The sequence below is a fragment of the Glaciecola sp. XM2 genome (assembly GCF_018595715.1).
In the GTDB taxonomy this organism is placed as follows: domain Bacteria; phylum Pseudomonadota; class Gammaproteobacteria; order Enterobacterales; family Alteromonadaceae; genus Glaciecola.
Genome location: NZ_JAHEOJ010000025.1, coordinates 71,779 through 91,922 on the forward strand (window position 1 = coordinate 71,779; position 20,144 = coordinate 91,922).

A 20,144-nucleotide genomic window follows, 5' to 3' on the forward strand; every position below is an offset into this window, starting at 1 on the left:
CCTATGCGGTACCGCCGACGGTAATTTCATCAATTTTTAAACTAGGCTGCCCTACTCCAACTGGAACTGACTGACCGTCTTTACCGCATACTCCAACGCCATCATCTAGCGCTAGGTCATTTCCAATCATCGATATCTTTTGCATCGATTCAGGTCCATTTCCTATTAAAGTGGCCCCTTTTATCGGATGGGTAATTTTTCCATTTTCTATCAAGTATGCTTCTGATGTAGAAAACACAAACTTACCAGAGGTAATATCCACTTGCCCACCACCGAAGTTAGGTGCGTAAATACCCTTAGTAACGCTGCTGATGATTTCTTCTTGACTGTATTGGCCTGCGAGCATGTAAGTATTGGTCATTCTTGGCATAGGCAGGTGCGCATAGGATTCACGTCTGCCGTTGCCCGTTGCCGGTACGCCCATCAAAGACGCATTCATTTTATCTTGCATGTATCCGGTTAAAACACCATCTTCAATAAGCGTATTGTATTGAGTTGGCGTGCCTTCATCGTCGATGGAAAGTGAGCCACGGCGGTCAGCTAACGTCCCGTCATCAACCACGGTGACACCTTTTGAAGCAACTTGCTCTCCAATTCTTCCGCTGAAAGTTGACGCGCCTTTTCGATTGAAATCGCCCTCTAGGCCATGACCTACTGCCTCATGTAACAACACACCAGGCCAACCGCTACCAAGCACCACAGGCATTGCGCCAGCCGGAGCTGGTATAGCCTCTAGATTAACTCGTGCCATATGCAATGCATCTTCAGCTAATTGCTCAAAACGTAACAGGCCGCTGGCAACGGTTTGTTGAAAGAAATCGTAGGTTCTGCGGCCACCGCAACCAGAGGCGCCGCGCTCACGTTTACCGTCTTTTTCAAGCAACACACTGCAGTTTAAGCGAATAAGTGGGCGGATATCCGTTGCAAATGTACCATCGGTTGCTGCTACTAATATTTCTTCATACACACCGGTTAAACTCACAACCACTTGGCTGACGTTTGGTTCTTGTTTGCGCACATAGGCATCGACTTGGCGTAAGATGGCGATTTTATCATCATCAGACATTGACAACAGTGGGTTGCTGTCTGTGTAAAGCGACTTGTGCGAGTGCATATCAAGTGCAGGTATTTTTTGACTACCGCCAGCAGGCGCAATATTCCTTGCCGCCATGCATGCGCTAGTCAATGCATCTAAGGTGATTTCATCTGAATACGCAAAACTGGTCTTTTCTTGGGCAATTGCCCTTACACCAACACCGCGCTCAATGTTGTAACTACCGTCTTTTATAATCCCATCTTCCAATACCCAGCTCTCATGCTGACTAGACTGAAAATACATATCTGCGAAGGTATTTTGACGCTGCATCATCTGCTCTAAAAGCAGGTTTACCTTGTTTTGATCAAGGCCTGAAGTATGCAATAAACGTTCAACCACTGGGTTATTCAAATTCGTATCTCTCTTGTGTGTGTGTAAATACAGGCATATTTTGGCGTATCTTGGTGAGTCGCTCTAGATCGAAGGTGGCGCTGGCAAAGCCCTCTTCTTTTTCGACCACAGACAGTAGCTCTCCCCATGGAGAATAAATACATGAATGGCCAAATGTTTCGCGACCATCAGCGTGCACTCCCACCTGATTCGCCGCAATCACATAGCACTGTAACTCAATACTGCGTGAACGCAACAGCGCGTGCCAATGCGCCTTTCCGGTCACTTTCGTAAAGGCGCTTGGTACGACTAATATATTCATCGGCATCATCGCGGTAAACATGCTGGGGAATCGAAGATCGTAACAGACTGACTGCCCTACGTCACCCCAAGGGCTCGCAAAGCGGCTAATATAACTGCCTGGATAAGTGTACTTAGACTCTTGATACGCTTTAGTTTTGTCGTTTACCTCTACATCGAAAAGGTGAATTTTGTGATAGCGGCTAACGCACTTTCCATCGGGTGCATACACTAGGCTTGCTGCATAGTATCGATGAGACTCAGGACTGACTAAAGGCATCGTCCCAGCGACCAGGTACAGGTTAAAACGCTGGGCTAGTTCACTAAAGGTTCGCTGAATGGGACCATCGCCATAAGGCTCTGCACTAGCAAGTTGCAACGCGCCATTACATCCGAATAAAGGTGCGCATTCTGGAAGTACCGCCAATGCTGGTGCGTCTGTGCGTTGTCGAAAGCGTTTCAATTGGCTTTCGATGTGCCTCATATTGCTTGCCAAATCAGCACTCGTATTCATTTGAAGCGCAATTAAATCAGCCATCTTCACGCTCTATTGGCAATAAATCTTCTTCTGTAGGAGGTAAGAAAAGCGGTCTTTGTTCATCTTGCATTGCATCTCGACGAGTCGGCAGAGCCACATCGGTGCTTTGTCGCCCTGTTTCAATTAGAACAGGATCATCAAGGGTTCCAGAAACCGAATAATTCACATTGGAGATCACTTTGGCTGACGTCAATACCTGATCAATGGCAAGCGCAGCGAGGGCTGAAGGCGGACTTACCGTGAAGAAGTACACCAACACCGGTAGGTTCCCAGTCACATTAGGCGTAAAGCTAATATTGTAGTTAAGCTCTTGAGAGACTAAGTCTGTGTAGCCATAAATCTCGATTTCGCCAGCAGCACCGTCAATACTGGTATCTCGAGTATCGGCTTTGCCATCGGTGATTTGTACACTGCCGCCCATCTCGTCATAGAAGAAGCCTTTGGCGAAGACGTCCCTAAAATCTAATGACAATTTGCGCACTAATGAGTTAAGGCTCAATAACGTAAAAATCCTTGAGCCTTTGTCGCTGACTTCAGCCAGATAACCGTCACTTAACTCCCAGTTTATTTGACCATCGAGCTGCTCTAACGAAAACTCCATCGGCGATTGCTGCCATGTTAAGGCAAAATCGAGCTCTGCTTGTGAATCTTTGATGCCTGATTCGAAACCAAGGTTACTTAAGAGTCGACCAAAGTCATTACTTTCAACATCACCCGCAATGAAAGTAAAGTGGTCTTGATGTCGCTTGTACCATTGACCTGAAGCATTAATATCACCATTTTCGGCTTCGATCTGTAGACGCTTTATTTCTAGGCCATCATCATTAGGCTCAGCTTCTAGAACGACTCGGCCTAATTTTACATCAGAGACCTCACAGACTTCGCACACTAAATTGATAAGAGGCAGGGTTGTTGGGTCAAAGTCTTCGGATTGCGCGTTAACCGATGCGGTAAGATCGACGTCATTCAATTTAAGATAATCAGCATTGATGCGAACTCCTTTTGAGAGCCAAGACTCACTGATGTCCGCATTACCTCTCAGTTGATCTGCGTCTACCTCAAGCTGCCAATCCCTATCTAATCGTTTTGCCGTGACATTTACATCTGTGATACGCGTACCTAATACTAGCAACTGATCAGTTTGGGCAAAAATTCGTTCTGGCGCAGGTAAAATCGGCTTGGTATTCGAACTTATCCCTCCGACAATGCCTTTAACGCTATTGATCCAAGGTTCAAGTTCTACGGAAGGCAAGTTTGCGCTAACACTAAAGCCAACACCCATGCCAACAAAATCAGTTTGACCCAAAGCCAGATGCGCACGGCTAAACTGCCTCTCTTTGTGGGGCAGCACTCCCTCAAAGGTGACATCCTTTCCTAAAGTAATTTCAATGTTCGAGGCCATATTATTGCCACTTGCAAATAGCTCAAAGGGCAACGCTTGCTGGGCGGGTTTATAAAATGGCGCCGGCAGAGAAGCGTCCAATTCGTATAAGTTACTTGAGAGGTTTGCGGTATAGGAATACTCTTGTGCATTTAAACTCACGCCCACGTTAAGCAGCCATTGTGCGCTGCCTGACAAGGTATCGGTAAAATTAACGGCATATCGCTCAACAAGAGGATCAATATCCCACTCACCTTGAATATCAATGTCTAAATCGTAGGAGTTTGGAAGTTGTTGCCCGATAAGATTAATAGTTACCGGTTGGTCAACTAAAGCAGCATCAAGACCGGTAATGCTCAAATTTTCATTGTCAAATGCGACGATGCCATTCGCACTTGTAAAGTCTAGACCTAGTGCGGTGATCCTAACATCACTGTCGCGCAATTTTGCCTCGCCTATCGCTCGAATACCGGCAACGTTAGACAGCGGAATATAAAGCCCTAATTCTGTGCTAACCGGCCCAGAGACAATGACGTCGTTGCTCAACACGCGACCGAGGCTGTTTTGCAGTGTGCTTTGTGTAAACAAGCGAGCGACTGCTTCGCCCTCGCTTTGACCATCAGCCAAGATAGTGAGCATGGCATTATTGGTCAGCTCGGGAATTTGTGCGCGTAAATTACTTAACGAAACATCTTGCAACTGTCCGCTATTAGCGGTCATTTTTAACCCTTTGTTTTCGAATAACAATTGAATGTCTAGCTCGCTAAGGCTTGGCCAGCGGTCGGAAAACATAAAGTCGGCATCACGAATATCTACAGACGCCTGAAATACACCCGAATTATCATCAAATGGAAAATCTTGGGCACGGCCATGCCACAACACGTGCGCGCCGTTTACTCGGCCTGCACCGGTAAAAGCGCGGCTTAGATACTGCTTAGCATTTTGCCCCATATATGCATTTGGTAATAATGACGGGACCTTGCTCAGTGCAAGTTGCTCAATGCCCACAATAATCGATAAATTGTCATCGTATGTGTTATAGCTGACCCGTGGGAATAAGGTGACATCGTCAATTTCTAAGATGCCATCTTTACTGATAAAGGATGCACCGTTGGCTTGCGATGTAATAAACACGGGAATGTCGAGCCGATCTAGAGTCAAGTTACGGTCAAACAGTGCTGCGGTCTCGACAGCCGCATCTTCACTGTAAAGTCTTATCTTGCCCGCGTTGTGTGACCAAAACACATCAACCCATAATTTATCTAACCCGGGAGACGTTTGATACGCATCCCACGACAATTCATTTTTTTGTGTCAATATATGCAACCCTGATGCATCTGCTTTGACATGCAATTGCTCAATCGTCGCGTTAAAGTTAGCGTCATCAAAAAGAGTAGCGAGCTGGTGATTGAAAATACTGACAAAGGGTGTTGCTTCTCCAAGCATCACAGTATTGGTGTTGGTGAAATACAGCCCGGCTTGCGCGGAGTATGTGCCGCTCCATTGACTGATAGACTCGCTTGTACCGCTGTCTAGGGTCACATCAGCAATTGAGAATAACCATTCTTCATTGTTTGGTAGCGCCTTAAATTGTGCTGATACTCGTGTATTCAAAACGCTGTCGTCTGCTGTTTCCCAATCAAACTCACTGTTTTCAATAACGCCCCTGACACTGCTAAATCGACCTTCCTGAATGTCTGCCCAAACGGTGAAATTACCTTTGCTTCGTAACAGCGTGCTTTCTATGGATGCAAATTCATTTACCCATGGGGAAACATCAAGATCAGCACCTTTTGCATAGAGCACACCATCATAACTATCCACATCACCGGTAAGATCTAGCACAAAGATAGCCGTATTCGATGCAAAGCCCTGCAATGCTAGCTCACCTAAGCCTTGGTGGCGGTTATCGCGGTTTAGCCAAGACAATTGTCTCACGCGAATCATCTTTTGATTGGCTTCAGTGATCAGGGTAATGTCACTATTACGTATCGAGAAATTAGTTAGCTGTTCAAGAAAGACTGACTCTAGCGCGGTTAAAATAGGAAAATTGGAGCCTGGAGATGCTTCGATTTGCGTGAGATCTAAGGTCACATTTAAATCAGACAAAGTAACGTTTTTTGATTGAAGCTTGGCGCTGAACAAGCTCGACCAAAACTCTATCGATAAATACACATCTTCGACTTCGAATGAAACAGGAGACTGCTCAGTTTGGCGCACTTTCACATCGCTGAAACGCAGGCTTGGACCGCTTGCAGACCATGTCGCCGCAACACTACCAATGCTAATATCGATGTTATATTCGTTTTGTACAAACCCTTCTATTAAGTGCTTGCGCTCATCTAGCATGGGCAAGGAATAACGTAACAGACTGATTAATAGAGCAAACACTACTAACACTACGGCCACTAAGGTCCATAGTTTTCTGAGAACTATCGTAGTAATTGCAGTGGCTGTGCTCACATCATTACCACATCAAACTTGTCTTGATGATATAAATGCTCCGTATGTACTTTAATCTGCTTACCAACAAACGCTTCTAACTCCGCAAGTACATGAGACTCTTCGCCAAGTAATGCTTCTGTCACTGGCACTGATGCATACACGACAAACTTGTCGGCGTTATACGCACGATTTACTCTGACGACCTCACGGGTAATTTCAAAGCAAATGGTCTCAATCGTCTTAATTGACCCGCGGCCTTGGCAGGCTGGGCATTCACCGCAAAGTTGATGCTCTAAGGACTCGCGAGTGCGCTTTCGCGTCATCTCAACTAAACCTAATTGCGTAAATCCGTAAATGCTCGATTTGGCGCGGTCTTTACTCATCGCCTGCTCTAATGAATGTAAGACCCTGCGTTGATGGTCCGGTTCCATCATATCGATAAAATCGATTAAAATCATGCCACCTAAATTACGAAGTCTGAGCTGGCGCGCAATGGCTAACGTCGCTTCATTATTGGTATTAAAGATGGTTTCTTCGAGATTTCGGTGGCCAACAAACGCACCGGTATTGATATCAATGGTGGTCATTGCTTCTGTTTGATCAATAATAATGTAACCACCCGATTTTAAATCTACTCGTCTTCCTAATGCCCGCTGCAGTTCATTTTCAACGTCGTATAAATCAAAAATAGGTAAATCGCCCTGATAGTATTCAAGCTTGCTGCTAAGTTCTGGCACATACTCTTTAGTAAAGGCTTTAAGTTCTTTAAAAGTCAATTTTGAATCAATGCGAATGCGCTCAATTTCGGTACCTACGAAGTCTCTTAAGACTCGTCGTGCAACAGGTAAATCTTCGTACAACATATTGATTTTATTGGCAGCCTCTCGCGATTTAATTTTGCGCCAAAGGCGTCTTAAAAATTCCGCGTCTTGGCGCAATTCATTGCCATTGACGCCCTCTGCAGCGGTACGCAAAATAAAACCACCGTGTTCATCACATAAGTCTGCTACGAGTTCTTTTAGGCGCTCTCGTTCACTCTCATCTTCAATTTTTTGTGAGACTCCCACGTGAGTTACGCTCGGCATAAACACCAAATAACGGGAAGGTAAAGTAATATCAGTGGTCAACCGAGCCCCTTTAGTACCGATAGGGTCTTTTACTACCTGCACCACAATGTGTTGGCCTTCGCGCACCAGTTCGCGAATATCTTTGCGCTCAAGCTGACTTGGCGAGACTTCATCTTTGAGTTCATCATTGACCGCAATATCTGAGGCATGTAAGAAGGCCGCTTTTTCAAGACCAATATCCACAAAAGCCGCCTGCATTCCTGGCAATACTCTGATCACTTTGGCTTTATAGATGTTCCCCACAATTCCCTTCTTGGTATGGCGCTCAATATGAATCTCTTGGAGTATACCGTTTTCAATCAGGGCTACGCGTGACTCCGAGGGCGTCACGTTGATTAACAACTCAGCTCTAATTTCCATTAAATTACCTTCTCCAACATCATTTTGGTTTCATACAATGGCAAACCTACTACAGACGAATAGCTGCCGTGTATGGATTTGATAAATTGACCACCAATCCCTTGAATTGCATAACCCCCCGCTTTATCAGCTGGTTCATTCGTATGCCAGTACTCAATCGCTTGCTCTGCGGTAAGGTGTGCAAAATGCACTTGCGTCGACACCACGATACTTTGCGTTTGCTTGGCAGTGAGCACTGCGACCCCAGTTAATACCTCATGACTGCTATCAGACAACAATGCCATCATGCGCAAAAAGTCCTCTTTGTCGCGCGGCTTGCCTAGCACCTCATTGTTTTTATTAATGACTGTATCAGAGCCTATAACACAAGCATCAGGCCTGTCAGCGAGCACCGCTTTGGCTTTGCCCATGGCCAAACGCAACACCATGTCGTGTGATGACTCATTAGGTTGAGCCGTTTCGTCGATATCTGCGGGCTGAATATCAAAGTGGGTGACTATTTTATTGAGTAAATCAGCACGGCGAGCAGAAGCTGATGCCAAAACAATCTCTTGCATGGGATTTATGATACTCCCAATTTACGCCTAAATTTGCGCAATAACCAAAATAACCAAGGCCACAAAAATATGGAGGTGACGCTTGGCCATAAAAAGGTAAGACGAAAATCAATACTGGTCAGCCAAAACTGCAGCCAATAAATCAATAGATGATAAATCATCGACAGCACGCCTATGGTGACCGCCAGCTGAAGAATACTCTGATTGCGCATACGCTGATAGTTTGCCGCGACCAAGAAGATAGGCACCGCCAATGCGAAACTATGCACACCTAGCGCTGTACCGTAGAGTAAATCAAGCACCACCCCAGTCAAGCCAGCAATACCAATACTCACTCGGTTTGGCAGGGCCATAGCCCAATAGCATAAAATCATTAGTAGCCAATCGGGGCGATATACATCCGCTTCAGCAGGCATGGGGATAATCTGTAAGATAAGACCAATCAAAATGGTGATGAAAATGAAGGTGCGATTACTCCGCATCTTGTTCACCTGAGGCTGTCTCGTCTTGCGTCATACTCAAGGTTTGCTCTGATGATTCTTCCACCGGCCAAAGCAATAATAGGTATTTTAAACGGTCAAGCTTTGCTGCGGGGCGCACTTTAACTTGGGCGAAAGGCTGACTCTCATCACGTAAAATACTGCTGATAACACCAATCGGATAACCTTCAACAAACACGTTCCCAAGTCCAGAAGATATTAATAAATCACCCTCTTCCATATCGGTGCTATGGGGTACATGTTCTAGCGAAAGCTCATTTACGTCGCCAATGCCATTCACAATGAGCGTGACGTTGTTACGATTGATGCGTGCCGGTATAGCATGAGTCACATCCGACAACAGTAACACGCGACTATTGGTCGTACCGACCTCTATCACCTGCCCGACTATCCCGCTTTCATCAAGCACCGACTGACCAGGAAAAACATTATCAATAGCGCCTTTGTTGATTACAATTTGATGGCTGTAGGGGTTGTTATCTACGGCCATCAGTTCAGCAATCATTTTCTGCATTTGTGGCCGCACGGGGGCATCAAGAAGACTGCGTAAATTTTGATTTTCTTGCTGAATGACTTGAAAACGCTGCAACTGCTCGTTCATCATCGTCATTTGAGAAATCAGCAGTTCATTTTCTTCTAACAAATGTTTGCGTGAGGTAAATCTTGAGGCGCTCCAACTTAATGCAGCGCCTGGCATATCCGCAATATATTGTAATGGACTAACTAAAGACGTTAGATAGGCTCGAAAAGTACTGACGCTTTCTACCTTGGTATCAATAAACATTGCCACAACAGAAAGACTCAGCACAAAGGCTAAGCGAGTAAGTAAGGATGGGCCTCTTGCAAATACTTCATTCATGAAAAAGGACGCGTGCCTTAGTATTCTCTACTCATAACTAAACAGATCGCCGCCATGAATGTCAATCATATCAAATGCCTTACCGCCTCCGCGCGCAACGCATGTGAGCGGGTCATCGGCAATCACAACCGGAATACCTGTTTCTTCCATTAGCAGCCTGTCTAAGTCTTTAAGCAATGCGCCACCGCCGGTTAACACCATGCCACGCTCTGAAATATCAGATGCTAGCTCGGGTGGAGATTGCTCTAATGCCACCATAACAGCACTCACAATACCTGATAATGGCTCTTGTAAAGCCTCTAAAATTTCATTGCTGTTTAGATTGAATCCGCGAGGTACACCTTCTGCTAAATTACGTCCGCGCACTTCTATTTCTTTGACTTCTTCACCCGGGTACGCGGCGCCAATCTCGTGCTTAATGCGCTCTGCTGTTGCTTCTCCGATTAACGAGCCAAAGTTACGGCGAATATAGTTAATAATGGCTTCATCAAACTTATCTCCGCCAATGCGAACCGATGAAGAATACACAACGCCATTTAGCGAGATGATGGCGACTTCGGTGGTACCACCACCAATATCAACCACCATTGAGCCGGTCGCCTCTGATACCGGTAACCCAGAACCTATTGCCGCAGCCATTGGCTCATCGATGAGATATACCTCTCGCGCGCCAGCACCTAGTGCTGATTCTCTAATGGCACGTCGCTCAACTTGGGTCGAACCACAAGGTACGCAAACGAGTACTCGTGGGCTCGGTCTTAGGAAATTATTATCATGTACTTGCTTGATAAAGTGCTGAAGCATTTTTTCAGTAACGTAGAAATCTGCAATCACGCCGTCTTTCATCGGTCGGATTGCTTTAATATTACCCGGCGTACGACCAAGCATTTGCTTAGCCTCATGGCCTACCGCCGCAACACTTTTAGGGCCGCCAGCGCGCTCTTGTCGAATCGCAACAACAGATGGTTCGTTGAGTACAATACCTTGATCTTTCACATAAATCAGCGTGTTTGCTGTGCCGAGGTCAATAGAAAGGTCGTTAGAAAACATACCTCGAAGCTTTTTGAACATGGAATGCCTTTGTAATTGTTGAATCTTAGGTTGGTCAAAATTTTGCGAAAATTCTTGCAAAATCAAGTGCTGACATAATTGTGTAACTTTAGCAACGCACCGCCTTTTGAGCAAGCTACAACAGGGGTTTTATTCGCTAAAGCACGGTCTTTTTAGGTAATCATGGCGACTATGACTATCAGATCATGCAAATTGTTCATATCCAAATATTTTTGATGCTATACAAGGTTTGACAAATACACCTTTTAAGGCACGTTTTCCTGCATCGCATCAACAAACAAAGTGCGACTTACCACGCCATCTCCTGTGTCACAAAACCCGGTGCTCGCATAACGATAAAAACGGTGATTACTGCCGTTAAAGTTTATCTCTTGTGACGTGCACTGCGCATCAAAACGACAATTTCTAAAGCCATCAATCCCAGAGAAACTTGGCGTACTGCTGGTATTTGTATTGCACACTTGCGCTGTAGATCCGGCTGGGAAGCTTTGTGCAATCAAGTTTTCTAGCCCTGCTTGCGCAGCATACTGCGCGCGTAACCCATATACTTCGTGCACCACACTTTTGGAGCTACCCGATACAATCGTAATCATCGTACCCGCAAGTAGCGTGAGAACCACTAATACAAACAGCGCCATGACCAGCATACTGCCGCGTTGGGCGCGTCTATAAATCGTGTTGTTGATAAGACTACGGTACATTTGGCGTGTGCACCTCTTTTAAAAAGCTGATTTGTTCATCATCACGCGTGAATAAAAAACGAGCTTGTGTGTAAGCGTTTCGTCTCAGTGAGGCATCAAATAAACGAAATGGGTCTTGTGCACCAGGACTTGTTGTCGGGTTCGCCGACAGCACGTTATTTACATTTTCGGCCATCAAAACGCCGCCGCTAGTGTAGAGCGTTTGAGTTTGGTTAATGCTTGCTTCATGGCGAAAAACTGCATTGTTTCGCACGCAATAACTGACTGCGGTATCGGCAATATAAAGACGTTTAGCGGGTGAGTTGGTAAAAAACCCATCGGCTAAATTAAGCTGGATTACTTGGTCACTATCATTGTTCGTTGAGCAGTTTCCATCATCATCGCTACAGCTCAGTATGGCGCGTTGGCGAATGTCATCGGGATTCGCGGCATCTACCACACCATAAACATGATCCGCTTTAAGCGGGTATACAATGCCTACGTCATTTGCATCGGGCACATATTGCTGACCATCAATACTGACTAACTCAATCACATTCGCCTCGACTGGCGTGTCATTAAGTAGCGGAATATCTAAGTAATAAGTGCTCCATGCAAGAGGCACAAACTCCAAACAATGTGTACTCGCATTGCCGGTGATGCGCACGGAGTTAGGCACAGAATCGTTGAGCTCACGGGTAAAACGTTCAACAAAAAAACTGCCATCACGTAATAAGGCTTCTCGCTGCGTCATGTCTAAATAAGATGACGTTGCGCTTCTGACGAAGCCAGAAATGCCAATGCTGACGATGCCTAAAATAATGATCACCAAGACCAACTCAACTAAAGTGAAGCCGCGCTGATTTTTGTGACCTGTGATACACCGCTGGTTCATTAGTAGTTATTCCTAAACATCGAAAACACAATGTTTTCGTCACCAGGAGTTTGCACGGTAATTTTTACTAGCTTTCGATTGCCCACCAAAGTGCCAGTATCGAGATTACTGTCTTGGTCGAGGTCGTCGTCGTTTACCCCATCTTGATTATCGTCATACATCACCTCAACAGAAGCGCTAAATCCCTCATAGACATCAACGCCCGCGAAGGTCGTATTAATGCCAAGAGAGTTAGCGATGTCTGAGCCAGACAAAGTAAGACCGTGAAAATCGTCCACATCATCAAAAAAGCTGCGGGTTTCTCCTGCATCTGGACCAAAATTAGCACTCGCAGTGCACGCCAAAGGGCCACCGCATATGCCACCTGCATTGACGACAGGTGTATTTTCGTCAAAGGCTTTTGCGCGTATTTCGTTGGTTAATGATTGAGCAAGGGTCACCGCCCTGACTTGCCATATCGGGTCAATACCTTTGCGTACTTGTGGTAAAAACACATTGGCTAATGACACTAGGGCAACGGCGAACACTAAAATACCCACAATCAGCTCGACTAATGTAAACCCTTGTTGCATGGGCCATCGCTTAGCAGTCATGCACATATCCTTGCGCGCTGATGCACAGGCGCGCGGTAGACTCACCTACAAAAGCAATTTCACAACCACTGGCGCAAGAACCAACGCTTGTTTGCGCTCGTCCCATATTGTCAAAAGCAACAAAAGTAGTAGCCACACCAGAATCTAAAGCGGTTAAGCTGATCCCATCAGACGATAATTCATCTGCATCAGTGCGAAGGTATCTGGGTAAGGTAAAATCAATACTGCTAGAACAACTAAGCGCAGCGTTTGCAGCCTGATAGTTGTTGGTACTTGGCCCAAATGCAGGAGCACTTGAACTATCAATATTCAGCCGGTAACAAAAACCCGAACGAGTGTCGTACATGGATTGAATCTGGAGGGTACGCAAAGCGGTTTGCAGTCTCTGTTGGAGCGCAAATTCGGCATACGTGCCTGTTGAGGCGAAGCGAGGAGCGGCAACTAAAGCCACAATACCTAAAACCAGCACAACAACAATCAGCTCCACGAGGGTAAACCCGCGAAGCTGCTTAAATGTTGTTACGTACCGATTACGAGCAAAGTGCATAACTCACTCATTCAACAAAGGGTAGATAAATGCCCCGTGGGGCATTTAATTAACAACCTGTGCTTACGATAGTAATCGTTGGCAAAGTATCTTCAGCTGCAGGGCTTACGTACTGCACGTAGCAGTTGTCAGCAGCCGTTTCACCTTCAAATGCGATCTGGAAAGTGTCGTCTGAGCCAGTGCCTGGAATTAACGTTAAATCGTTATCATCTAAATCCACAAATGTATCGAGGCCAACAACTGCAGGTGCTCCGCCAGCAGCCGCGCTTGATTCAAGCGTGGTAAAACTGTCTGCATCTGGATAACCAAATTTAGTATTGATGTCGGTACCGTTAATCGAAACACTTGCACCCGTCGCACCAGCATCTAAATCTTGTACGCCAGAGATGGCAGATTTCGCAAAAACTAGTTGTGAAGCGCCTTGCAAAGCTCCTTTCACACCATTTAATGCACCCACGCGAGCATCAGACTGAATGTCGATGAAGCGAGGCGCTGCGGTTACCGCTAATATGCCTAAAATAACGATAACGATGATTAACTCAATCAAAGTAAAGCCGCGTTGTGTTTTCATAATCATATCCTCATATGCACGCTGTATGTGGTGCGTTAGTTATTGCTAAATATTTGAAGTTGCCCAAGACGTGGATCGTAAACAAAACCATTGCCCGTAGTCGTATTTGTCGGCTGTGCGACATTATTCTTAACCGTTTGTAGTAAATAATATTGACAAACGTCGTTTCCAGCTCCACCTGCACCGCTGTTTACGTTAGTAAAATAGGTGAACTCATCAGCCACTGTTGGATCCCAAACGGTAGTAATAGAAGGTGCGCTTTGCATGATGCGAGTAAAAACGGCTTGGCAGTCTGCGTTGTTCATCACATCGTCCTCTGAGCTTGCATCGTTGCTTAGCTGTCCGGTTGGGTACCCTGTGTCGCTATCGACGCCTATGTCCACACCGTCAAGCGTGACAAATGTTTGATTGGCAGCCAGATTATCTTGTGGGCGCCCGTCTAACTCCCACTGGGCTCTTACTAAGCCCACACCAGTTGCAAATCCACCTGCAACACCCTCAACGGTCGCATCTTCAGCATCTTCGGTCACGTTTAAAAAACGCGGAATAGCTGTCGCTGCTAGTAGGCCCAAAATGACCACAACGATAACCAGTTCAATCAGCGTGAAACCGTGCTGCTTTGATGTAACATTAGAATTAATCATAGTATTTGCCTTAGTATAAAATTGTGGCGTTGTCTGATTGGTAAAAAATGGTGCGTTCTGCCAACGTAAACTCACAGCCATTGCCTTTTCCGTCTCTTTCATTGCCTATCACTTTTTTGGCTTGTACAAATGTATTTACCGCCGCTTTTTGTACAAACCAGCTTAAAACGATTTCACATGCCTTATCGTCGTTTCCAACAACAGGAATGCCTGTTTTATTCATTTGTATCACCATCGCCTGCTCTGCATGCTCTGGTTGATACACTATCGACGATGGACGCCCTTCCTGCTGCCACTGCCAATACATTTGTTGTATGCCATGCTCCATTTGAGCTGCTAGGCTCGCCAAACTTACTTGCTGCCATTTCGCGTCGTCTTTAAACAAATATTTCACCGCCACTGAATACACGACCGCGACGACTAATAAACACAATAAAATGTGCATCAGCTTGGGGGAGTACATTTAACTCACTGCGCCCATCATGTCCCACATTGGCGTAAAGATACCCAATGCCAGTATCAGCACCATCACCGCAACAATTGAAATCAATATAGGCTCAATCTTTGAGGTTAAACTTTTAATGTCGTACTCTACTTCGCGCTCATAAAAATCGGCTACTTCAGAGAGTAATTCGTCTACCCGACCGGTCTCTTCACCCACGTGAATCATTTGCATCACCAACGGCGTGAAAAGCCCGCTTGCTGCTGCCACTCGGCTTAAACTCTCGCCCTTTTCGATGCGTCTGCGCATATTGATAATTGCTTCATGCATGTATGCGTTACTAACTGCATCTGCCACCAGCGTAAGGGCATTAGTCAAAGGGATCCCCGAATTTAGCATTAGAGCGAAACTGCGGGAGAATCGTCCTAGCAAAGAGCGCTCAACAATGTCTCCAATAATTGGGAGTTTTAGTTTCCAATGATCCCATTTAATCCGACCAGTTTGGGTATTTTTGTAATGTTTAATTATGAAAACACATACCAATATAGTGCCCAGCAATACGTACCACTGATGAATGAAGAAACCCGACATTCCAAGCAAAATGCGCGTCATTAATGGCAACTCGGTATCAAATTTTTCAAACATGCCAGCAAAAACCGGAATCACGAATATATTCATCACCACTAAAGCCGCGACTAAGGCAAATACCACAAACGTGGGATAGCGCGTTGCGGTCTTGATTTGTTTTTTCGTTTCTTGCTCGCGCTCTAAGTATTGTGAGAGTTGTAAAAACGCACTGTCTAGCTGGCCGGTGTTTTCACCAACATGCACAATACTCACGAACAATTGTGAAAATATCTTTGGATGTTGTGACATTGCCGATGATAAGTTGCGGCCTTTCTCAAGGTTATCCATCACGTCTAGCAGTGCCGCCCGCAGGCGCAAAGACCGCGTATTTGCTAAACCGCTAATCGCCCGAATAATTGGAATGCCCGCTTTGGTTAACGAGTACATTTGACGACAAAAAATCACCAAGTCATCAAGCGCCACTTTTGGCGTTAAAAAGTGTATCTGCACCTCTTTTGAGGTGCTTGCACTTGCTTTAGCTGTCGTTGCTGATTTTGCCTGAATGTCTATTGGCGTGATGCTTTTAGCGAGCAAAAGCTTAGCAACGCTTTGCTCATCGCTTGATTCAAGACTGCCAGACGTCACTTCACCTTGAGCTGTGCGCCCTGTATAGGTAAAGCTTGCCATTAGTCGACATCCTCGAGACTAAACCCATCAGTTTTCGGGCCTTGCTTTGCTTGCGCCTTAGCAATGTCTATCTGCTCAAGAGGCTGCTCATTCCCGCCCGACCCATCATTGTTGACGATTTCAACCAATTTCATGACTTCATCTAAACTAGTGATACCTTGTTTGGCATAATCTAAAGCCGCCAAAGCCAGTGCGCGATACCCCTCACTTAAATTGGCTTGATAACTGAACTCAGCCGTATCGGCATTTTTCAGCGCCTTCATCATCGGTTCATTCATTTCTAGTAGCTCAAATACACCCACTCGACCTTTATAACCAACGTAATTACAAGACTGGCATCCACCTGCGTGTTTAAAGGTATGTGTAGTCAAAGCTTCATCTATTTGCGACAGCCAAACTTTTGCTTCGTCATCAGGCTGGGCATCGACTGCACAGCGTTCACAGAGCTTTCTCACCAAGCGCTGCGCGACAATGCCTTTTAATGAACTTGCCACGAGGTAGCCTGGTGCACCCATATCAATTAATCGGATGGCGCTGCTAATGGCGTCGTTGGTATGTAAGGTAGATAGCACCAAGTGTCCAGTTAATGCTCCGCGCAAACCAATTTCGACGGTCTCTTGATCGCGCATTTCCCCCACCATCAGGATATCCGGGTCTTGACGAAGGGTGGTACGCAGAACATTTGCGAACGTAAGGTCTATTTTGGGGTTGACCTGTACTTGATTGATTCTCGGTAGTCGGTATTCCACTGGGTCTTCAACCGTAATGATTTTGCTCTCAGGTTGATTTAACTCGTTCAACGAACCATACAAGGTAGTGGTTTTACCCGACCCCGTGGGACCTGTTACCAAAATCATGCCATGGGGACGACTCAACAAGCGTCTAAAACGCGTGATCATCCCTGCAGGCATGCCCGTTTGCTCGAGTGATAGCACACCTTCTGATTGATCTAGCAAACGCATAACCACCGACTCGCCATACTGAATAGGCATGGTAGAAACACGCACATCAATTTCACGATTCTTTACTTTAAATTGCGTTCGGCCGTCTTGAGGTAGACGCTTTTCGGAAATATCTAGGCCAGACATCAGTTTTAGACGCAAAATCAGCGCCGCGGCAATATTGCTCTGCGGGATGATGTTTTCTTGCAAAACCCCATCAACACGTTGGCGAATGCGAAGTTGGTTTTCGCCAGGCTCAATGTGAATATCTGACGCCTTAGCCATTACTGCATCTTCAAAAATCGACTGAAGCAGCTTGGCGACCAAGTTGTCTTGCTCATCGTCCATGGTGCCGCCGAGGTTAAACTCGACTTCATCGTCATATTCATCTGCTAATTCAGTGGCGAAGGATGCAATTTCTTCGGTTTTTCGATAAAAATTTTCATACGCAGCAAAGAGCTGAGATTCACTTACCACACCTACTTCAATGGGTTTAGGGAGCTTAGCACTTAATTCATCTACTGCATTCAGGTCGGCAGGGTCGGTCATCGCCACCAGCAGTGTGTCGCCCTTATCGTCTATTACTAATGCACGATATCGACGGGCTTGAATTTCAGGAAGCAATCGCACCGCATTTTGGTTGACCCGATAGTCTGATAAGTCTATCAAGACTACTTTCAAATGCTCAGAGAGCAACTGCAACAGCTGCATTTCTGTTACCAGCTTCATTGCAATCAAGGTCGCACCGAGTTTTCGACCGGTTTTGCGTTGCTCCTGCAAGGCCTCTTGCAGTTGCCCATCATCAATGAGTTTGTTCTGAACCAATAAGTCACCGAGTCGTAACTTAGCGCGCGGTGCATTGGTCTTCGATGCTGCTGGCGTTTCTGTGTTCATTAACTTTGCCTCGCCAATATAGTAATGCGCTCTTTTAAAAAGCCACTGACTTGCGCCGGCAACTGATTAAGTTCCTGAGCTTGTTGATATGATTCAATTGCCTCAGAGACTCGCGATAATTTGTCTTGGCTAACGCCAAGCCCGAGCCACCACTTTGCATTTTGAGGCTCTTTAGCTAACAGTAGACGATAATCATCACTTGCCAATTCATACTGCTTTAAGCGCTCCGCTAGTGAAGCTCTAAAGCTCAGTAGCTCTACTTCGGCGAGCTTCGGAAACGGGTGTGCGGCAAGGGTGTCGTATGCCCCTTGTATATTGCCGGTTTTGTAGGCAATACGTGATAGCATGATGCGCATTGCATTATCTGCAGGCAAACGACTAAGCGCGTTTTCTAAGATGGCTTGAGCTTCTCTGAAACGTTGCTGTGAAAACAATAACGAAGCGAGTTGTTTTGGCGCTCGGGTATCCTCAGGATAATCCGTCACAATGGCCTGCAATGCCTCAACTGCGGCGACTTTATCGTCATCAGCTAATGCAATACGAGCCCGCTCTCTGAGTAACGATAATTGCGCCTTACCACCATTGCTCGGTGCCATAGAAAAAACACCCGTAGGTTCATCTTTTTCAATAGGCGTTGCTACCGACGCGACTTGTTGTTGCGATGGCGCGACATGCTCTGTGCTCTCAGGTGCGGTTTCAACTAATGTTGTATTGGGCTCATTTACTGCTTCTGGCGCTGGTGTTACCGCAGGTGTTGCTTGAGCAAAGAGCGCAGATGTAGCGCTCTCATCATTAGTTAAAGCGTTCTCAATTGCTGGTTCTGAATCGTGAGTATCGGGTAGTGTAGGACCTAAATCGACTGTAGCTGTCGAAGATTCGCTAGCCATGCTTGCTAGCACTTCATCTTTTTTGTCGACAGCCTGCTTGGGCGCACTTTCACTTACGTCTTCAATTTGTACGAGTACTGAATTTTCTGAGTTGCCGAGCCATTGATATGCTAATGCTGATGAAGCGGCTACACAAAATACACCCGCTATTGCATATGCACGAAAGCCAAATGCTCGCTTTTTACTAGTTTGGCGCGGCACATAGTCTGCCGATAATGCTTGATGCTGTTTGCGAGACTCTAAGTCTTGCAGCATTTTGTTGACTACACTCATGGTGCCACCTGCAACACTGAATCAGATGCATTTGTTACGCTGTGCGCCTCATCAGTAGGCATATACGCTGCCCCTAACATCAGCACAACGAGTGCAGCCGCCGCACTCGGTAGTAACCAACTAAACCAGCGCGATTTTGGTATCGCAAAGGCCGCTTCGGTGTCTTTTGCTGCTAATTGAATATGGGTTTGAGTAACCGTCTTGCTACCTTCACCAAACGCCAACATTAGCGCTTTATGACACAGAACATTGACGATTCTCGGTGTCCCGCGACTCGCAATTTGTAAGTATTCACACACGCCAGGCTCAAAGATACTGCCAGTGGCATGTCCAGCCACACGCATTCTATGGCTAATGTACTGCTCAATTTGATGCGCATCCATTTGCTGCAAATGATAAGAGAAGGTAATGCGTTGACGTAATTGACGTAGCTCTTTGCGTGCTATTTTTTCATTGAGCTCAGGCTGGCCGAACAATACCACCTGCATGAGCTTGTGAGATTCTGTTTCCAGATTCGTCATCAAACGCAACGCTTCAATGCTTTCATCGGGTAGGGCTTGTGCTTCGTCAATAATCAAGACCGCAGAGCGCTTGCTCTTTCTTATCTCAATCAAGCGCTTTTGAATGCGCTGAGTAAACTCTTGTTGGTCGCCCCCATCGCTAAGCTCAACATTGAGCTCTGAAGCGACTGCTTTTCGCAACTCAATAGGCGATAAATAGGGATTGGGGATGTAGGCTGAGACAAAGTTTTTGTCTAATTCATTGAGTAGCTTTCGGCAAATCAATGTTTTACCTGTGCCCACTTCGCCGGTCACTTTGATAAAACCTTCCCCAGCATCGAGCGCCGTCGTCAACACCTCAATTGCTTCTTTATGACTAGGCAGCCCAAAAAAGTATTGTGTATTAGGGGTTAAGGTAAATGGTAACTCTCGTATACCAAAGTGATACAGATACATGCA

General features: G+C 45.9%; 19 protein-coding genes. All 19 read right to left on the minus strand.

Features of this window, described 5'->3' with window-relative positions:
* Nucleotide 1 precedes the first annotated feature (1 nt).
* The 19 genes from tldD to KJ365_RS12440 all read right to left on the minus strand — a co-directional run bounded on the left by tldD (nucleotide 2) and on the right by KJ365_RS12440 (nucleotide 20,141).
* Nucleotides 2–1,447 carry a metalloprotease TldD gene (gene tldD / locus KJ365_RS12350; RefSeq protein WP_214451978.1) on the minus strand — a complete coding sequence of 482 codons (1,446 nt, stop codon included), beginning with the start codon at nucleotides 1,445–1,447 and terminating at the stop codon, nucleotides 2–4.
* On the minus strand, nucleotides 1,440–2,264 hold the full coding sequence (locus tag KJ365_RS12355; protein ID WP_214451979.1) for a carbon-nitrogen hydrolase family protein: 825 nt from the start codon (nucleotides 2,262–2,264) through the stop codon (nucleotides 1,440–1,442). Before KJ365_RS12355 ends, tldD begins: the two co-directional genes overlap by 8 nt.
* Entirely contained in the window at nucleotides 2,257–6,108 is a 3,852-nt protein-coding gene (locus KJ365_RS12360) for a YhdP family protein (protein WP_214451980.1), read from the minus strand. Before KJ365_RS12360 ends, KJ365_RS12355 begins: the two co-directional genes overlap by 8 nt.
* On the minus strand, nucleotides 6,105–7,571 hold the full coding sequence (gene rng, locus KJ365_RS12365; protein WP_214452205.1) for a ribonuclease G: 1,467 nt from the start codon (nucleotides 7,569–7,571) through the stop codon (nucleotides 6,105–6,107). The genes KJ365_RS12360 and rng overlap by 4 nt, the downstream gene beginning before the upstream one ends.
* A gap of 5 nt (nucleotides 7,572–7,576) precedes the next feature.
* Nucleotides 7,577–8,134 carry a Maf family protein gene (locus KJ365_RS12370; RefSeq protein ID WP_214451981.1) on the minus strand — a complete coding sequence of 186 codons (558 nt, stop codon included), beginning with the start codon at nucleotides 8,132–8,134 and terminating at the stop codon, nucleotides 7,577–7,579.
* Nucleotides 8,135–8,139: 5 nt separating this feature from the next.
* Nucleotides 8,140–8,616: a rod shape-determining protein MreD gene (gene mreD, locus KJ365_RS12375; RefSeq protein ID WP_214451982.1), complete on the minus strand. Its 477-nt coding sequence runs from the start codon at nucleotides 8,614–8,616 to the stop codon at nucleotides 8,140–8,142.
* Entirely contained in the window at nucleotides 8,606–9,493 is an 888-nt protein-coding gene (gene mreC, locus KJ365_RS12380) for a rod shape-determining protein MreC (RefSeq protein ID WP_214451983.1), read from the minus strand. The genes mreD and mreC overlap by 11 nt, the downstream gene beginning before the upstream one ends.
* Before the next feature lie 27 nt (nucleotides 9,494–9,520).
* Nucleotides 9,521–10,564, minus strand: coding sequence for a rod shape-determining protein (locus tag KJ365_RS12385; RefSeq protein WP_214451984.1), 1,044 nt, complete (start codon nucleotides 10,562–10,564; stop codon nucleotides 9,521–9,523).
* 245 nt (nucleotides 10,565–10,809) lie between these two features.
* On the minus strand, nucleotides 10,810–11,265 hold the full coding sequence (locus tag KJ365_RS12390) for a PilX N-terminal domain-containing pilus assembly protein (RefSeq protein WP_214451985.1): 456 nt from the start codon (nucleotides 11,263–11,265) through the stop codon (nucleotides 10,810–10,812).
* Nucleotides 11,255–12,139, minus strand: a complete 885-nt coding sequence (locus KJ365_RS12395) for a PulJ/GspJ family protein (protein ID WP_214451986.1) — start codon at nucleotides 12,137–12,139, stop codon at nucleotides 11,255–11,257. The genes KJ365_RS12390 and KJ365_RS12395 overlap by 11 nt, the downstream gene beginning before the upstream one ends.
* Nucleotides 12,139–12,732, minus strand: coding sequence for a type II secretion system protein (locus tag KJ365_RS12400; RefSeq protein WP_250884208.1), 594 nt, complete (start codon nucleotides 12,730–12,732; stop codon nucleotides 12,139–12,141). Before KJ365_RS12400 ends, KJ365_RS12395 begins: the two co-directional genes overlap by 1 nt.
* The gene (locus tag KJ365_RS12405) at nucleotides 12,722–13,279 is read right to left on the minus strand and encodes a prepilin-type N-terminal cleavage/methylation domain-containing protein (protein WP_214451988.1); all 558 of its coding nucleotides are present in this window, start codon (nucleotides 13,277–13,279) and stop codon (nucleotides 12,722–12,724) included. Before KJ365_RS12405 ends, KJ365_RS12400 begins: the two co-directional genes overlap by 11 nt.
* Before the next feature lie 49 nt (nucleotides 13,280–13,328).
* Nucleotides 13,329–13,850 carry a prepilin-type N-terminal cleavage/methylation domain-containing protein gene (locus KJ365_RS16950; protein ID WP_284731284.1) on the minus strand — a complete coding sequence of 174 codons (522 nt, stop codon included), beginning with the start codon at nucleotides 13,848–13,850 and terminating at the stop codon, nucleotides 13,329–13,331.
* Between the two features lie 35 nt (nucleotides 13,851–13,885).
* Nucleotides 13,886–14,494, minus strand: coding sequence for a prepilin-type N-terminal cleavage/methylation domain-containing protein (locus tag KJ365_RS12415; RefSeq protein WP_214451990.1), 609 nt, complete (start codon nucleotides 14,492–14,494; stop codon nucleotides 13,886–13,888).
* A 10-nt stretch (nucleotides 14,495–14,504) separates the two neighbouring features.
* Nucleotides 14,505–14,957, minus strand: coding sequence for a hypothetical protein (locus KJ365_RS12420; protein ID WP_214451991.1), 453 nt, complete (start codon nucleotides 14,955–14,957; stop codon nucleotides 14,505–14,507).
* A complete protein-coding gene (locus KJ365_RS12425; RefSeq protein WP_214451992.1) occupies nucleotides 14,958–16,190 on the minus strand; it encodes a type II secretion system F family protein in 1,233 nt (410 codons plus the stop codon).
* Nucleotides 16,190–18,025 carry a GspE/PulE family protein gene (locus KJ365_RS12430; protein ID WP_214451993.1) on the minus strand — a complete coding sequence of 612 codons (1,836 nt, stop codon included), beginning with the start codon at nucleotides 18,023–18,025 and terminating at the stop codon, nucleotides 16,190–16,192. The genes KJ365_RS12425 and KJ365_RS12430 overlap by 1 nt, the downstream gene beginning before the upstream one ends.
* Nucleotides 18,025–19,185 (minus strand): tetratricopeptide repeat protein, encoded by a 1,161-nt coding sequence (locus tag KJ365_RS12435; protein ID WP_214451994.1) that lies wholly within the window; start codon nucleotides 19,183–19,185, stop codon nucleotides 18,025–18,027. The genes KJ365_RS12430 and KJ365_RS12435 overlap by 1 nt, the downstream gene beginning before the upstream one ends.
* The gene (locus KJ365_RS12440; RefSeq protein WP_214451995.1) at nucleotides 19,182–20,141 is read right to left on the minus strand and encodes an ExeA family protein; all 960 of its coding nucleotides are present in this window, start codon (nucleotides 20,139–20,141) and stop codon (nucleotides 19,182–19,184) included. Before KJ365_RS12440 ends, KJ365_RS12435 begins: the two co-directional genes overlap by 4 nt.
* Between the last annotated feature and the right edge of the window lie 3 nt (nucleotides 20,142–20,144).

Coding starts and splice junctions, on each gene's coding strand:
- KJ365_RS12435 (WP_214451994.1), bottom strand. CDS start 19,185: ATGAGTGTAGTCAACAAAATGCTGCAAGACTTAGAGTCTCGCAAACAG.
- KJ365_RS12385 (WP_214451984.1), bottom strand. CDS start 10,564: ATGTTCAAAAAGCTTCGAGGTATGTTTTCTAACGACCTTTCTATTGAC.
- KJ365_RS12395 (WP_214451986.1), bottom strand. CDS start 12,139: ATGAACCAGCGGTGTATCACAGGTCACAAAAATCAGCGCGGCTTCACT.
- KJ365_RS12415 (WP_214451990.1), bottom strand. CDS start 14,494: ATGATTAATTCTAATGTTACATCAAAGCAGCACGGTTTCACGCTGATT.
- KJ365_RS12390 (WP_214451985.1), bottom strand. CDS start 11,265: ATGTACCGTAGTCTTATCAACAACACGATTTATAGACGCGCCCAACGC.
- KJ365_RS16950 (WP_284731284.1), bottom strand. CDS start 13,850: ATGAAAACACAACGCGGCTTTACTTTGATTGAGTTAATCATCGTTATC.
- KJ365_RS12355 (WP_214451979.1), bottom strand. CDS start 2,264: ATGGCTGATTTAATTGCGCTTCAAATGAATACGAGTGCTGATTTGGCA.
- KJ365_RS12420 (WP_214451991.1), bottom strand. CDS start 14,957: ATGTACTCCCCCAAGCTGATGCACATTTTATTGTGTTTATTAGTCGTC.
- KJ365_RS12400 (WP_250884208.1), bottom strand. CDS start 12,732: ATGACTGCTAAGCGATGGCCCATGCAACAAGGGTTTACATTAGTCGAG.
- KJ365_RS12440 (WP_214451995.1), bottom strand. CDS start 20,141: ATGTATCTGTATCACTTTGGTATACGAGAGTTACCATTTACCTTAACC.
- KJ365_RS12405 (WP_214451988.1), bottom strand. CDS start 13,279: ATGCACTTTGCTCGTAATCGGTACGTAACAACATTTAAGCAGCTTCGC.
- KJ365_RS12425 (WP_214451992.1), bottom strand. CDS start 16,190: ATGGCAAGCTTTACCTATACAGGGCGCACAGCTCAAGGTGAAGTGACG.
- KJ365_RS12430 (WP_214451993.1), bottom strand. CDS start 18,025: ATGAACACAGAAACGCCAGCAGCATCGAAGACCAATGCACCGCGCGCT.
- mreC (WP_214451983.1), bottom strand. CDS start 9,493: ATGAATGAAGTATTTGCAAGAGGCCCATCCTTACTTACTCGCTTAGCC.
- KJ365_RS12370 (WP_214451981.1), bottom strand. CDS start 8,134: ATGCAAGAGATTGTTTTGGCATCAGCTTCTGCTCGCCGTGCTGATTTA.
- mreD (WP_214451982.1), bottom strand. CDS start 8,616: ATGCGGAGTAATCGCACCTTCATTTTCATCACCATTTTGATTGGTCTT.